The following is a 12,384-nucleotide window of genomic DNA, read 5'->3' as shown; positions in this document are numbered from 1 at the left end:
GGAGCCCCCTGGCGGGGCCGTAGGGGCAGCGCCCCTACACATCCGCCCCCCGCCGCACCCCCCGTCGGCCCAGCAACTCCGCCAACCCCCTCCGCGTCGCCGCCAACACCACCCGGTCCGAGCCCCGCAGGACGTACGAGTCGGGCAGCTCCCACACCAACCGAGACTCCCGCGCCCCCTCCGGCGGTGAGCCGGCGCCCCCCACCCGCTCACCGTCAAGGACGCCGTCGGAGACTTCCAGCGCCAGCACCCGCCACGCCCCCGCCCGGAACGCCTCCCCGACCGTCTTCCCCTCCAGCTGCGGATGCCCGGCCACTCGCACCGCCGCGAACAGCAGCACCCGTCGCTCGACGGGGATGGCCCCCAGGATCTGCCGGCCCATCATCGCCCCGGCGAAGGCCGGCGCCGCCAGATGTGTCACGCTCCGGCTCCGGGTGAGCGCGCGGGGGTGCGCGGCGCGCAGGGTGCGGTATACGGCGGTCGCGAAGTCGTCGTCGTACAGCCGCAGCACCACCCGCAGCCGCGACCGCACGGAACGCGCGTACAGCACCGCCTCCAGGTTGGTCGTGTCCACACTGGTCAGCGCGAGCAGCGAGTGCGCCCGGTGGATCTTGGCGGCCTCCAGGACGCCCTCCTGGGTGACGTCCCCGAGCACCACCGGCACCCGCAGCCTTCGTGCGGTCGCCATGCCGCGCGCCTCGGGGTCGGCCTCGACGCACACCACGGGGATGTCCATCTCCCGCAGCCGGGTCAGCACGCGTGTGCCGATCTTGCCGAGACCCAGCAGGACGACGTGCCCGCCGAGCCCGCGCGGCGGCTTGCGCAGGGACGACGCGGTGCGGAAGGTGCCGAGGGCCTCCAGCACAGCCGCCAGCAGGACGGGAAGCAGCAGCAGCCCGACGAAGCCGGACAGCAGCTGGAGGATCTGGCGCCCGCTGTCGTCGTTGTGCGCGGGATCGTTGATGGCGAACAGGTCGAGCAGCGTCACGTACGTGGCGTGCACCGGATGGTCGCCGGTGACCACCATCAGCGCCACGGCGAGGGCCACCACGCACGCCGCCAGACCGGCCAGGGACCACCGCAGCCGGCGCGAGAACAGTTCGCCGAAGGCGGGCACACCGGCGCGCCCGGCCGCCAGCGGCGGCCCGGAGTACGACACCTGCTCCAGGGCCACGGTCCCGCGTCCGGTGGCCGCCTCCACCGCCGCCGCGTCGGGCAGCAGCTGCGGCCCGTGCTCGCCGCTCTCCTCCGAACCGTCCGCCCCGGCGGGGTCGTTGCTCGTCGCGGAGAGCAGCGCGAGGGTGCACAGTCCCGGGTCGGCCACCTCGCCGGGGCGCGGCGGTTGCCGTTCGACGGCGCGCAACAGGATGCCGTCCGTCTCGACGATCTTGCTGGTGCCGACGAGCGCGGTGGCCGCCAGCGCGGGCGCGGCGGTGTCGGCGTCGGACAGCACGGTCGTGGACCCGGAACCGGAGCCGGGACCGTCGCCGGCGGCCAGCGCGGCGCTCTGGTCGAGGAGTTCCTCGATGTGCTGCCCCAGCCGCCGGTTGTACAGGCGCAGGACCAGGCGCAGTCGGGGGTTGAGCCGGCGAGCGGTCAGGGCGGCGCGGATGTTGGTCTCGTCGTCGTCGTACACGAGGGCCAGCGCGGTGGCCCGTTCGACGCCGGCGTCCGCGAGCACGTCCTCGGTCGGCTCGGTGGCCTCCAGTTCGCGGTCGGCGTCGGCCGCGTCACCGTTGCCGGTCCGGTTGACGGCCGCGTTGACCATGTCGAGCAGCGCCGCCGAGGCCGCGCGGGCCCGCCCGACCACCGGCTGACGCACCCGGCGCCCGGAGGGCGGGACGACGAGTGTGACCTGTTCGCGGTAGACGCCGCGCAGTTCGGCGGCCAGCCGGTGCGCCAGCCCGTCGTCGCCGCACACCACCATGTGCGCGTACCCGTCGCCCTGCGGCACCTGGTTCGGAACGCTCCCCGTATGAGTCCCCATTTGAAGAAGGACAGTACCGGTGCCGGGTGCGGTTCCAGGGATGCCGCCGGCGATCGAGGGCGGCATGGAAGACCCGCGAAGATTGCCGGGACTCGGCAGTGACGTGCTGTCGCGGCACGTGTGACGATGCGTCTCACCGAAGCTCAGCGACGGGCGGGACGGGGGACGGCACGCACGGTCCGGTTTCCGGACCGAGTGGGCAGGGGGGCACGGGGGAGTGCCACGGGGGTCGTGCCGCCCGCCCTGTCGCTGGACTTCGGCGGAATGACGGCAGGCGGGTGTGCGGCGGAGTACCGGCAGGCGCGTCCGGCGGAGCACCAGGCCGTCCCCCGCCGTGGGGGCCGGGGCTAGATCTCCTGCGCGGGCCACTTCAGCAGCCGGGCGCCGATGACCGCGGTCTGCAGTGTGTAGCGGTGCACCGGGTCGGAGGGGTCCGCCCCGGTCAGCTGGTGGATGCGGTCCAGCCGGTAGGTGAGCGCCCGCACGCTGAGCGCGAGCCGTCGGGCGGCCTCGGCCGCGGTGCAGCCGGCGTCGAAGTACACCTCCAGGGTCCGCAGCAGCGGCTCCGCTCCGCCGCGGGCATCGCGCAGCGGACCGAGGGTGCTCAGCACCAGGTCGGCCATCGCCTGCCGGTCCCGGGCGAGGACCGGGTAGACCAGCATGTCGGCGGCGCGCACCACCGGCTCGTCCAGCCCCAGCCGCTCGGCGAGTTCGAGGGTGCTGAGCGCCTCCTCGTAGCTGTGCACCACGCCGCCCGCGCCGCTCTGGGGGCGCCCGATGGCGACCCGGTTGCCGTCCGTGGCGGCGTAGGCCTGCTTGGCGAAGAAGGACAGGACGTCGTCCTGGTCGCCCGGGGCGATGCAGATCAACTGCCCGTTCTTGGTGGTGATCAGGACGCGCCGGTCGCCGAAGCGGGCGATGAGCGCGGTCTCCACGATCCGGGTGACCGGAGCGGTGTCGTCGTACGCCTCGGGGCCCTCGGCCACCGCGACGGCGTGGGCGCGGGAGAGGACGAGCCCGAACCGCTCGGCGCGCTCGGAGAGGCGGCCCAGATCGCTGCGCCCGTAGAGCAGGTCGTCGATGAACTCCCGCCGCGCGGCCTCCTCCTGGCGCACGGCGAGCCGCTGAGCGCGTTCGTACCCCTCGGCGAAGGCGTCCACGGCCTGCGCGACGGCGGCGAGCACGTTGCCGGTGGCGTCGGAGCCCGCCCCCGACGAACCGCCGCCGGGCCAGGACGTGCGCGTGGCGTCCAGATGCAGCCGCACGAGGCTGCGCAGACTGTGTCCCGCCTCCGCGGCCTGCTCACCGAAGAGCCGCCGCTCCTCCAATTCGTCGCGGGTCAGCCTGCGCCCCGTGGCGGCGACCCCCGCCAGGATCTCGGCGTACCCGGTCAGGTACGTCTCCTGTCGGCCCGCCCGCTCGTCCGCCCGCTGGTCCGTCTGCAGGTCCCTCACCCCGCGCCTCCCCTGCCGTTCACGCCCCGTGCGCGGTGTCCGGCAACGTGAGGGTAGTCAACACTGCCGGAAACCGGCAACGCCGAAGGCAGGGGGCAGCCGCTAGCCTCACCCAGCCTCCTGTGCCTGGAACCGCTCCGCCTCTTCCCGAGGCACCTGCTGCTCGGCGCCGCAGAACGTGCACTGCGTCGCGTACTTCGTGGAGACGGGGAACAGCGGCACGAAGAACAGCGTGACCTTCGTGACGCGCTTGCGGAGTGCGTGCGCGGAGGGATTGCCGCACCGGCCGCACACCAGCGTCAGTATCGCGAGCCGGTAGAGGTATCCCTTGGTGCCGAAAATGATCACGAGCTGGGTCCTTCCCGGTCGGCACCCCCCGCGAGCGCGCAGGACACGCAGATCTTCTCCCAGGTTGCGCCGGAACAGGACCCGGAGGCCACACACGTCCCGCACGGCGGGTCGACGGGGTGGGGCGTCGGGGCGGGGCGCGCGGGTGAGGCGCCGGGGTGACTCGCGTCCTACAGGTCGCACGCCCCGGTATTTGGGTGCCGCCCCGGATGGCCCGAAGGCCTCCGGACGGACGACGGTGGAGGCCACTCCCCTTACCCGGTCCCACCCGGCGGCTCCGTCCGGGTGTGCTCGGGACGACCCGCACCGCAAGGAGAGCGCATGGCCCGCCCCACTGACCGCGTCGCCCACCCGGGGTCCCGCGGCGGGAGGAGGACCTCATGCCCGTACCCGACGACCGCAGGCTCACCGAGATCGAGACCCGGCTGCACCGCGAGGATCCCCGCTTCGCCCGCGCCTTCGCCGACGGCCGCCCCTGCCGCCCGCGCGAGTACCGCTACCGCCGGGCCTGGCTGCTGCTCGCCGTCGCGCTCGGCGCGCTGGCCACCGGCGTCTTCCTGGCCCACGGGCTCCTCGTCGCCGCCGGGCTGGTCTTCGCCGGCGTCGCCGGTGAGCTCTTCGACCCGCACCGACGCGAACGCCCGACCCGGTGCCCGCCGTCCGGGTCCTGACCCCGGCGGGGGCCGCACGGGGGAAGCGACGGCGCCCCGGGGCGCGTGCGGGTACGCCCCGGAGCCTGCCCGATGACCCTCACCGAGCTGTACGTGATGCTGCTGATCGGCGGCACGGTGCTGCTGGCCAGCATCGCCGCCGCCCGCGCCGCCCACCGGATCGGCCTGCCCAGCCTGCTGCTGTTCCTGTGCGTCGGCCTCGTCGCCGGCGAGGACGGCCTCGGCCTGCGGTTCGACGACGCCCAGCTGGCGCAGGCACTGGGCGCCGCCGCCCTCGCGCTCATCCTGGTCGAGGGCGGCCTGACCACGCGGTGGAGCGACGTACGGCGCCTGCTCGCCCCCGCCGGCGTACTCGCCACGGCGGGCGTGGCGATCTCCGTCGTGGTGACGGCGGCGGGCGCGCACTGGCTGCTGGGGATCGACTGGCGCCTGGCCCTGCTGATCGGCGCGATCGTCTCCTCCACCGACGCCGCCGCCGTCTTCTCCGTACTGCGTGTCCTGCCGCTGCCGCGCAAGGTGAGCGTGCTGGTGGAGGCCGAGTCCGGCTTCAACGACGCGCCGACCATCATCCTGGTGCTGCTCTTCTCCACCACCGCCGACCTGCCGGGACCGCTGCCCGTCGTGGGCAACCTGCTCTTCCAGCTCGTGGTCGGCGGCGTCCTGGGCGTGGTGATCGGCCGTCTGGGCGTCGCGGCGCTGCGGCACATCGCCCTGCCCGCGACCGGCCTGTACCCGCTGGCCACGGTCGGCTTCGGCGTCATCGCCTTCGCCGCCGCCGGAGCCCTGGGCGCCAGCGGCATCATCGCCGCCTACCTCTCCGGCCTCGTCCTCGGCAACGCCGAGCTGCCCCACCGCGCGGCCACCCGCTCCTTCTCCGAGGGCGTCGGCTGGCTGGCCCAGATCGGCCTGTTCGTCATGCTCGGCCTGCTCGTCGACCCCAGTGAACTGCCGGCGGCGATCCTCCCGGCCCTGGTCGTCGGCCTGGTGCTGCTCCTGATCGCCCGCCCCGTCTCGGTCCTGCTCTGTCTGCTGCCCTTCCGCGTGCCCTGGCGCGAGCAGGTCTTCATCTCCTGGGCCGGTCTGCGCGGCGCGGTTCCCATCGTGCTCACCACCTTCCCGGTGGTGGCCGGGGTGGCCGGTGCGCGCGACGCCCTGAACATCGTGTTCGTGCTCGTCGTCCTGTTCACCCTGATCCAGGGGCCCACGCTGCCCGCCGTCGCCCGGTGGACGAGGGTGACCCGCGCGGACGCGGTCCGCGAGATCCAGGTCGAGAGCGCGCCGCTCGACCTGCTGGACGCCGACCTGCTCACCGTGTCCGTCCCGCCGGGCTCGCGGCTGCACGGCGTCACCGTCTGCGAACTGCGGCTGCCCCACCCGACGGTGGTGTCCCTGGTCGTCCGCGAAGGCACCACACTCGTACCCGACCGCGAGACGGTGCTGCGCGCCGGTGACGAACTGCTGCTCATCACCACGCCCCAGGTCCGCGAGGCCGCCGAACGCCGCCTGCGCGCCGTCGGCCGCCGCGGCAAGCTGGCCCGCTGGCTGGGCGAGTCCGGCACTGCGGAGTCGGAGCCGTTGCCCCCCGTCCACCCCGGAAAGCATCACCATGCGTAACGGCACCCGGCCGCACCTTCGAGGTCGCGAAGCCCTGAGACCCCGCTCGGCCCGGGGGCGGCCTGCCGCGTGGCCCGCCCGGCGACGCTCACCAGCTGATACGGGCCGCCACCGGCAGGTGGTCGCTGCCGGTGGCGGGCAGCACCCACGAACTGGCCGGCTCCACGCCCCGCACCAGGATGTGGTCGATCCGCGCCACCGGGAATCGCGCCGGCCAGCTGAACCCGAAGCCGTCGCCGGCCGCTTCCTGGACCGAGTGCACCTGTGAGGTGACGCCGTCGAAGGCGCGGTCCTCCAGGCTGTCGTTCAGGTCGCCGAGCAGCACCACCCGCTCATTCCGGTCGGCGGCGAGCACATCGCCGAGCGCTCGGACGTTCCGGTCGCGCGAGTCGGTCCAGAAACCGGTCCGGGGGTTCAGCCGTACGGAGCCCAGGTGGACCGCGTACACCGCGAGTGGGCCCCGGTCCGTGGCCACCGTGGTGCGCAGCGCCCGGTTGCCGGCCGTCCGCACGTCGGCGGGTTTGGTCGCCGCCAGCGGCCCGACGTCGGTCGCGATGTCGACCGGCCGCGTGTCCGACAACGGCAGCCTGCTCCACACCCCGACCGTGCCCAGCACCGCGTGGTACGGGTACGCCTGGATCCTCGCCGGACGCATGCTCGCACCCCTGGACCGCATCACCCGGGCCACCCGCACGGCCGAGGCCGGTTCGCTGTCCCACCGGATCCGGTTGCCGGGGCGCAGGGACGAGTTCCGGGAACTCGCCGACGCCTTCGACACGATGCTCGCCCGCCTCGAAGCCCGCGTCGCCGAACAGCAGCGCTTCGCGGCCAATGCCTCGCACGAGCTGCGCACCCCGCTCGCCGTCTCGAAGGCCCTTCTCGACGTGGCCCGCACCGACCCGGACCAGGACACCGGCGAGATCATCGATCGCCTCCACACCGTGAACACCCGGGTGATCGACCTCACCGAGGCCCTGCTCCTGCTCAGCCGGGCCGGACAGCGCTCCTTCACCCGGGAACCCGTCGACCTGTCCCTGCTGGCGGAAGAGGCCACCGAAACCCTCCTGCCCCTCGCCGAGAAGCACGGCATCACTCTGGAGACCGGCGGCGACGTGACCCCCACGCCCGGATCGCCCACGCTCCTGCTGCAACTGACCACGAACCTCGTCCACAACGCGATCGTCCACAACCTCCCGGAACACGGCAGGGTCCGGGTCAGCACCTCCAACGGCCCGCGCACCGCGCTGCTCACCGTCGAGAACACCGGCGAACGGATCAGCCCCCAGCAGGCCGCGACCCTCACCGAACCCTTCCAGCGCGGCACCGAACGCGTCCACACCGACCACGCGGGCACCGGCCTGGGCCTGGCCATCGTCGCCACCATCACCGAGGCCCACGACGGCATCCTCACTGTCTCCCCCCGCCCCGACGGCGGCCTCCGCGTCACCGTGCAACTGCCGACGGCCTTCCCGGGCACCGGCGGGTGACGCCCCGGCTCACCAGAGGTGACCGGCCTCGACACCGGCCGGCGTCATTGCGGTGCGCGTTCGCCGGGCGCCTGGTGGGGCTGGTACGGGACGGCTGCGGCCAGGGGTGTCCGGCTCAGGCTGCCCCAGTTGCTGGCGTCCTGGCTCAGCGTCGCGTCGAGCAGTTCCATCGCTTCCCGCGCGATGAGCTGCCGGTCGTCGCCCGAGGCCTCCCGGCGCTCGACGTTCCTTATGATGCGCTGGAGTTCCGCGAGGATCAGGCTCCGCTGCTGCCACAGCTCGTGGTGACGCATGAGGCCGCTCCACGCCGAGATGACACCGACGACGCCGGCCACGGCCGTGCTCGCCAACCCGAGCCAGGCCGCGTAGTCCCGCCAGGCCGCGACCGCCACGCCGAGCACGGCGATGAGTCCGTTCAGGGCGGCGATCCCCACGGTGGACCGCCGGGCCTTCTTCTTCATCAGCTCGCGGGTGCGCGTGTATTCCTTGCGGAAGTGACTCAGGTAGTGGGTGGTCACTCCGAGAGCGTCCGAGCCGGCCGGGGGCGGTTCCATCGGCCGCATGCCGGTGAACCTCTGCTGCTCTTCCGCCTGTTGCCCCGCACCCGCCCGCCGCCTCATGCCCCGGATCCTAGCTCTGGCAGCTCTGGCAGCTCTGGCAGCTCCGGCAGCTCCGGCAGCTCTGGCAGCTCCGGGAGCTCCGGGAGCTCCGGCAGCTCCGGGAGCTCCGGGAGTGTCCCGGTTCCTGGGCGCGGAAGGCCTCCGCCGAGCCCTCAGCCTTCAGCCTTCAGCCCTCAGCCCACCGCGCGGCGCGCTTCGATTTCGCCGATGGACCCGCCGAACAGGCCGACGTACTCGTTCACCAGGAAGGGAGCGCCCCCACTGTCCGCGGACCTGTCCTTGCCCGTGCGGGCGTCGAGAATCACCGAGCCGTTCTCGGTCGTGCCGTAGACGGCTCCGTGGAAGACCGTGGAAATGCTGGGCATGAGGCGGCTGTCGTCGTCGTCCGCGACGGACCACAGCTCCGTCCAGCTGCCGGGATCGACTGCCACCAGTCTCTTGTCGAACTTCTCGGCGACGGCGCACAGAAGGGCGGTGTCTTCAGCGTTCCAGCACGTCAGGTCCGTCGGGTCGCCGAACGGCTTGGCCGCCCGCAGCTTCGGGGGCTCCTTGCCGGTGTCCGTCGTGACCAGGGTGGCGATGTCGGTGTCCCGCTCGAAGGGCGCGTCGACGACGGCCGTGAACAGACAGTCACCGGCCGGCGAGAGCTCGGCACTGTTCAGGCGTCCCTTGTACGTCCACAGCTCGGAGCCGTCCGCGATGTTCCGTCCTTCGACGGAGACGCCCCCGCCGAACACGCTGTCGGCGCCCCCACGTCCGACGACCACGCTCCCGTCGACGAAGTCGGCGTAGAAGCCCTCCTCCGTCCAGGACGTCTTGCGGGTGTCGAGAGACACACCCATGGTCACCGCGCTGCCGCTCCCCCCGAAGGAGAAGACGACGGCGGAGTCGTCGACCCCTGCCACATAGGGTTCCCCTTCCTCCTCGCCCTCCGGGCGTTCCAGCTCCGTGGTCCACAGCCGCTTGCCGGAGTCGGCGGCGACGGCGGTGAGTTCGATCAGCCGGCGGTCCGGCGTCGTGCCGGCCCCGGGCCTGGTGACCGAGAACGCGGCGAGGACCGCCGTCTGCCCATCGAGTTCGACGAGTTCCGGCCCGCCCACGGCTTCCGTGCCGTAGTCGGTGTCTTCGGCGGGGCGGCCCTTCGGTTTCACGCTCCACAGCTCCTCGCCGTCGAGCACGTTCATGGCCCGGACCTCGTCGTCGGAGGCGGCGAACACCGTGGTGTCCTTGAGCCTCACGGACCACTTGCCCTCCCCCGTGCCGCCCGCTACGTACTGGGCCCCGCCGCCGTCCTGGAACTTCAGGGGCGGGTCGTAAGCCTTGACGCGGCCGGGCGAGTGCTTGTCGCCACCTCCCTTTCCGCCCCCCGCGGAAGGTGTGGCCCAGCTCGGACCGTCTCCGTCGCCCGAGCCGCCGCACGCCGTGGTCAGGCTCAGAGCGAGCCCGGCCACCAGCAAGAGACGACAGCCGTCCTTCACCTGGAACATGCGAATCCCCCCGCAGGACAGTCGTGTTGGGGCCCGGTACCCACCCCGTCCATCCTGATCATGTCAGAGGCGCCGGGCCGCGGGCACCCGCAATTCACCCCGGCGGAAACGGGCCTGTTCCGTCCGGAAGGGGCACCGTTCAGGGGGTCCCAGCACGCTTGTAGCCGACCCACAACCGGCCGCCGACCCGCGCGAGCACCTCGTCGACGACGGTCGCGAGGGGCTCCGCCCTCCCGTCCAGCACCTCCCTCAGGCCGTGGTGGAGGCGGGCGTTGACGTCCGGCGCGGTTGTCTCCAGGCGGCGAGCCAGCCACTTCCCGCCGCCGCCCCAGGATCCGGACACCGCCAGCGCCAGCTCACCGGTCCGACGGACCAGCTCGGTCGCGATGAACAGACGCTCGCTCGGGTCGGTGCTTCCCGCGAGGTCGTCGAGGAGGTCGGTGATCGCGTAGCGACAGTCGTCGATCTCGTCCGCCGGCACCGGGGGAGGTCCTGCGGCGGCCAGCGTGCGGGCGTGTGCGGCGAGGCGCGCTCCGAGCCCGTCGGTGTCGAAGAGCAGCAGTCCGTCGGCACACATCCACAGCAACGGCGAGCGGCGCGTGGGCAGTTCCCGTTCGATGTAGGCGTGCCACGTCGCTTCGGTGTGCACGAACATCTCCACCGGCCAGTCGGCGTACTGGAGGCTCTCGCGGTAAGGGGCCGGTGCGCCGTGGAGCAGCACCACGACGTCGAGGTCCGACGTCGCCGTGCCGCGTTCCGTCGCGACGCTGCCGCCCAGGAACGCGGTACGTGCTCCGGGGTGCTGCTCCTCTACGACGGCGCGTGCGGCCTCGATGGCATCCATGTGCCAACTCTCACCACTGGACCGGCCCTGCGCACGCTGTTTTCCCGCTTCGGCAAGAGTGGGTAGCGGTCCTGCCCGATGGGCAGTTGACCCGTGAGCTATCGTGTGCGGGGAGTATGAGCAGGCATACGGTCTGTTGAGTCCCAGCCCGGGAGAATCCAGCCGATGGCGAGGCAGCTACGCGCCGAGCGGACCCGCGCGACGATCGTCGGTGCGGCGGCCGACCTGTTCGACCGCCAGGGCTACGAGTCGACGAGCCTGAGCGAGATCGTCGCCCACGCCGGGGTCACCAAGGGCGCCCTGTATTTCCACTTCGCGGCGAAGGAAGACCTCGCCCACGCCATCATGGAGATGCAGTCCCGTACCTTCCGCCGGCTGGCGAGGGACCTGGACGGGCGGGGCTACTCCTCGCTGGAGGCGCTGATGCGCCTCACCTTCGGCATGGCCCGGGTCTACGAGGAGGGGCCGGTGCTGCGGGCCGGAATGCGACTCGCCACCGCGGGGGTGCCCGTGCGGCCGCCGCTGCCGCATCCCTTCACCGAGTGGCGGGAGATCGCCACGTCACGGCTGCTGAACGCGGTGCAGCAGTCGGACGTGCATGCGGACATCGACGTCGACTCCATCGCCCACACCCTCGTCTCCTCCGTCGTCGGTACCTGCGTCGTGGGCGGCACTCTCGAACCGGCCGGGCGCCAGCCCCGCCGTCTCGCGGAGATGTGGCACATCCGGATCCGGGGCATGGTGCCGGTGGCCCGGCGTGCCCGCTACCTCACCCTCGCGGCCCGCTTGGAACAGGAGACCGCCACGGCCTCGGTCCGGTGACGGGCGACCGGCGGGGCGTCGGCGGCGTGGGCCCGCGGCTCTGCCCGCCTACAGCTGGGCCGACGCGAAGCCTGTCAGCAGGACGGCGGTGCCGCCGATCTCACCGGTGATCAGGGCCTCGCGTCCGCCACGCAGGCTGGACCGCAGGTCACGCATCTGGTTGTCGGTCCGGGCCTGGACGCCGAGCCGGCCCTGCACCAGGGCAGTTCGGGCCCGACGATCCAGATCATCGGGCGGCTGTCGTGCGTGCGGAGCCGACGCCGCGCTCGACCCCGTGAAGTCGGCTCCCAGACCCGGCCGACAAAACAGGTCAGGCCCGGCGCTGATCTCTCAGCACCGGGCCCGACCTGGCGTTTCTCTGTCGGGGTGGCGGGATTTGAACCCACGACCTCTTCGTCCCGAAGCAACTTGGCTGTGGGCGCTGCCTTGGGGGTGCGTGCCTCTCGCCTGTGCTGATGGTCCGCTGTCGTCCGCGCTCGTCCGCCGTTGTTCGTCGGCGTTGTCACGCAGTTAGACACTCACCCGGCATGTGCGACCTGAGCGTCAGTCGCCCGCGAACCATAGGTAACTTCCTGGAGTGACTGCGCACTCACCCAGCATCCTCGCGAGGTCATCCAACGCGGCGAGCTGACGCTCGTCACCGCATCGTTGCTTCAGATCGTCAATCTCCTGGATGGCGGCTGCGGCCTCCTGCTCGTTCATCAACGTATCCCCGATACAGGTCGACACCAGTGAGCCTGCCAGGTACGCCGAGGAGCTGAAGCGAGCCGAGCGCATCGGCTAGAGCGTCGCCATGCCCGTAGGAACTCCGCAAGAGCGTCGCGCGCCAGTCCTTGCGCGCCGGCCGTGATGAGTGCAGCTCCAGATCAATCCCCATGCTCCATGATGCACGCGCCGGGCTGCTGCACAGCCACAACTGATCACGCGCGGCCGTGACCTGCGGCCGCCTTACTGATCAACGCCCTGACCTGCTGCCGAGCTGTCGGCAGTTGTCGACGTTGGTCAACGCTGAGCGCCCTTCCACGGCCCTAGGACGGCCCGGGAGGGCGC

11 protein-coding genes and 2 pseudogenes are annotated in these 12,384 nt (G+C 72.4%); 4 read left to right on the top strand and 9 right to left on the bottom strand.

The genetic code is table 11. From position 1 onward, the window contains the following. Nucleotides 1–34 precede the first annotated feature (34 nt). The 3 genes from AB0P07_RS22795 to AB0P07_RS22785 form a co-directional block, all read right to left on the bottom strand. The gene (locus AB0P07_RS22795; RefSeq protein WP_365553373.1) at nucleotides 35–1,927 is read right to left on the bottom strand and encodes an NAD-binding protein; all 1,893 of its coding nucleotides are present in this window, start codon (nucleotides 1,925–1,927) and stop codon (nucleotides 35–37) included. Nucleotides 1,928–2,334: 407 nt separating this feature from the next. Next, nucleotides 2,335–3,441 (bottom strand): helix-turn-helix domain-containing protein, encoded by a 1,107-nt coding sequence (locus tag AB0P07_RS22790; RefSeq protein WP_365553208.1) that lies wholly within the window; start codon nucleotides 3,439–3,441, stop codon nucleotides 2,335–2,337. 108 nt (nucleotides 3,442–3,549) lie between these two features. After that, complete coding sequence (locus AB0P07_RS22785) at nucleotides 3,550–3,789, bottom strand: zinc-ribbon domain-containing protein (protein WP_365553206.1); 240 nt, start codon at nucleotides 3,787–3,789, stop codon at nucleotides 3,550–3,552. A 380-nt stretch (nucleotides 3,790–4,169) separates the two neighbouring features. On the opposite strand from AB0P07_RS22785, the gene AB0P07_RS22780 reads away from it, so the two are divergent. Together AB0P07_RS22780 and AB0P07_RS22775 are read left to right on the top strand one after the other, a co-directional pair. After that, a complete protein-coding gene (locus AB0P07_RS22780) occupies nucleotides 4,170–4,460 on the top strand; it encodes a DUF3040 domain-containing protein (protein ID WP_365553204.1) in 291 nt (96 codons plus the stop codon). Nucleotides 4,461–4,532: 72 nt separating this feature from the next. After that, the gene (locus tag AB0P07_RS22775; protein ID WP_365553203.1) at nucleotides 4,533–6,074 is read left to right on the top strand and encodes a potassium/proton antiporter; all 1,542 of its coding nucleotides are present in this window, start codon (nucleotides 4,533–4,535) and stop codon (nucleotides 6,072–6,074) included. An 88-nt stretch (nucleotides 6,075–6,162) separates the two neighbouring features. On the opposite strand, the pseudogene AB0P07_RS22770 reads toward AB0P07_RS22775, so the two are convergent. After that, a pseudogene (locus tag AB0P07_RS22770) lies at nucleotides 6,163–6,711 on the bottom strand (endonuclease/exonuclease/phosphatase family protein); the annotation flags it as partial. Between AB0P07_RS22770 and AB0P07_RS22765 the strand changes: the two are divergent. Continuing rightward, nucleotides 6,710–7,561: pseudogene (locus AB0P07_RS22765) on the top strand (HAMP domain-containing sensor histidine kinase); the annotation flags it as partial. The pseudogenes AB0P07_RS22770 and AB0P07_RS22765 overlap by 2 nt on opposite strands. Before the next feature lie 44 nt (nucleotides 7,562–7,605). Here AB0P07_RS22765 and AB0P07_RS22760 read toward each other — a convergent pair. The 3 genes from AB0P07_RS22760 to AB0P07_RS22750 form a co-directional block, all read right to left on the bottom strand. Continuing rightward, nucleotides 7,606–8,181: an SLATT domain-containing protein gene (locus tag AB0P07_RS22760; RefSeq protein WP_365553201.1), complete on the bottom strand. Its 576-nt coding sequence runs from the start codon at nucleotides 8,179–8,181 to the stop codon at nucleotides 7,606–7,608. Nucleotides 8,182–8,354: 173 nt separating this feature from the next. After that, complete coding sequence (locus AB0P07_RS22755; RefSeq protein ID WP_365553200.1) at nucleotides 8,355–9,668, bottom strand: PQQ-binding-like beta-propeller repeat protein; 1,314 nt, start codon at nucleotides 9,666–9,668, stop codon at nucleotides 8,355–8,357. 139 nt (nucleotides 9,669–9,807) lie between these two features. Beyond that, entirely contained in the window at nucleotides 9,808–10,512 is a 705-nt protein-coding gene (locus AB0P07_RS22750) for a nucleotidyltransferase domain-containing protein (RefSeq protein ID WP_365553198.1), read from the bottom strand. Nucleotides 10,513–10,677: 165 nt separating this feature from the next. On the opposite strand from AB0P07_RS22750, the gene AB0P07_RS22745 reads away from it, so the two are divergent. Then, nucleotides 10,678–11,334 carry a ScbR family autoregulator-binding transcription factor gene (locus tag AB0P07_RS22745; RefSeq protein WP_365553196.1) on the top strand — a complete coding sequence of 219 codons (657 nt, stop codon included), beginning with the start codon at nucleotides 10,678–10,680 and terminating at the stop codon, nucleotides 11,332–11,334. A gap of 48 nt (nucleotides 11,335–11,382) precedes the next feature. On the opposite strand, the gene AB0P07_RS22740 is transcribed toward AB0P07_RS22745, so the two are convergent. Both AB0P07_RS22740 and AB0P07_RS22735 read right to left on the bottom strand, forming a co-directional pair. Beyond that, nucleotides 11,383–11,532, bottom strand: a complete 150-nt coding sequence (locus tag AB0P07_RS22740) for a hypothetical protein (RefSeq protein WP_365553194.1) — start codon at nucleotides 11,530–11,532, stop codon at nucleotides 11,383–11,385. Nucleotides 11,533–11,877: 345 nt separating this feature from the next. Further along, on the bottom strand, nucleotides 11,878–12,036 hold the full coding sequence (locus AB0P07_RS22735) for a hypothetical protein (RefSeq protein ID WP_365553192.1): 159 nt from the start codon (nucleotides 12,034–12,036) through the stop codon (nucleotides 11,878–11,880). Between the last annotated feature and the right edge of the window lie 348 nt (nucleotides 12,037–12,384).

This window comes from Streptomyces sp. NPDC085944 (assembly GCF_040686295.1).
GTDB lineage: Bacteria > Actinomycetota > Actinomycetes > Streptomycetales > Streptomycetaceae > Streptomyces > Streptomyces salinarius.
The sequence above is the reverse complement of the archived record's forward strand: the minus strand, read 5'-3'. Positions and strand labels throughout refer to the sequence as shown.

Coding starts and splice junctions, on each gene's coding strand:
- AB0P07_RS22755 (WP_365553200.1), bottom strand. CDS start 9,668: ATGTTCCAGGTGAAGGACGGCTGTCGTCTCTTGCTGGTGGCCGGGCTC.
- AB0P07_RS22745 (WP_365553196.1), top strand. CDS start 10,678: ATGGCGAGGCAGCTACGCGCCGAGCGGACCCGCGCGACGATCGTCGGT.
- AB0P07_RS22760 (WP_365553201.1), bottom strand. CDS start 8,181: ATGAGGCGGCGGGCGGGTGCGGGGCAACAGGCGGAAGAGCAGCAGAGG.
- AB0P07_RS22750 (WP_365553198.1), bottom strand. CDS start 10,512: ATGGATGCCATCGAGGCCGCACGCGCCGTCGTAGAGGAGCAGCACCCC.
- AB0P07_RS22735 (WP_365553192.1), bottom strand. CDS start 12,036: ATGAACGAGCAGGAGGCCGCAGCCGCCATCCAGGAGATTGACGATCTG.
- AB0P07_RS22775 (WP_365553203.1), top strand. CDS start 4,533: ATGACCCTCACCGAGCTGTACGTGATGCTGCTGATCGGCGGCACGGTG.
- AB0P07_RS22795 (WP_365553373.1), bottom strand. CDS start 1,927: ATGGTGGTGTGCGGCGACGACGGGCTGGCGCACCGGCTGGCCGCCGAA.
- AB0P07_RS22780 (WP_365553204.1), top strand. CDS start 4,170: ATGCCCGTACCCGACGACCGCAGGCTCACCGAGATCGAGACCCGGCTG.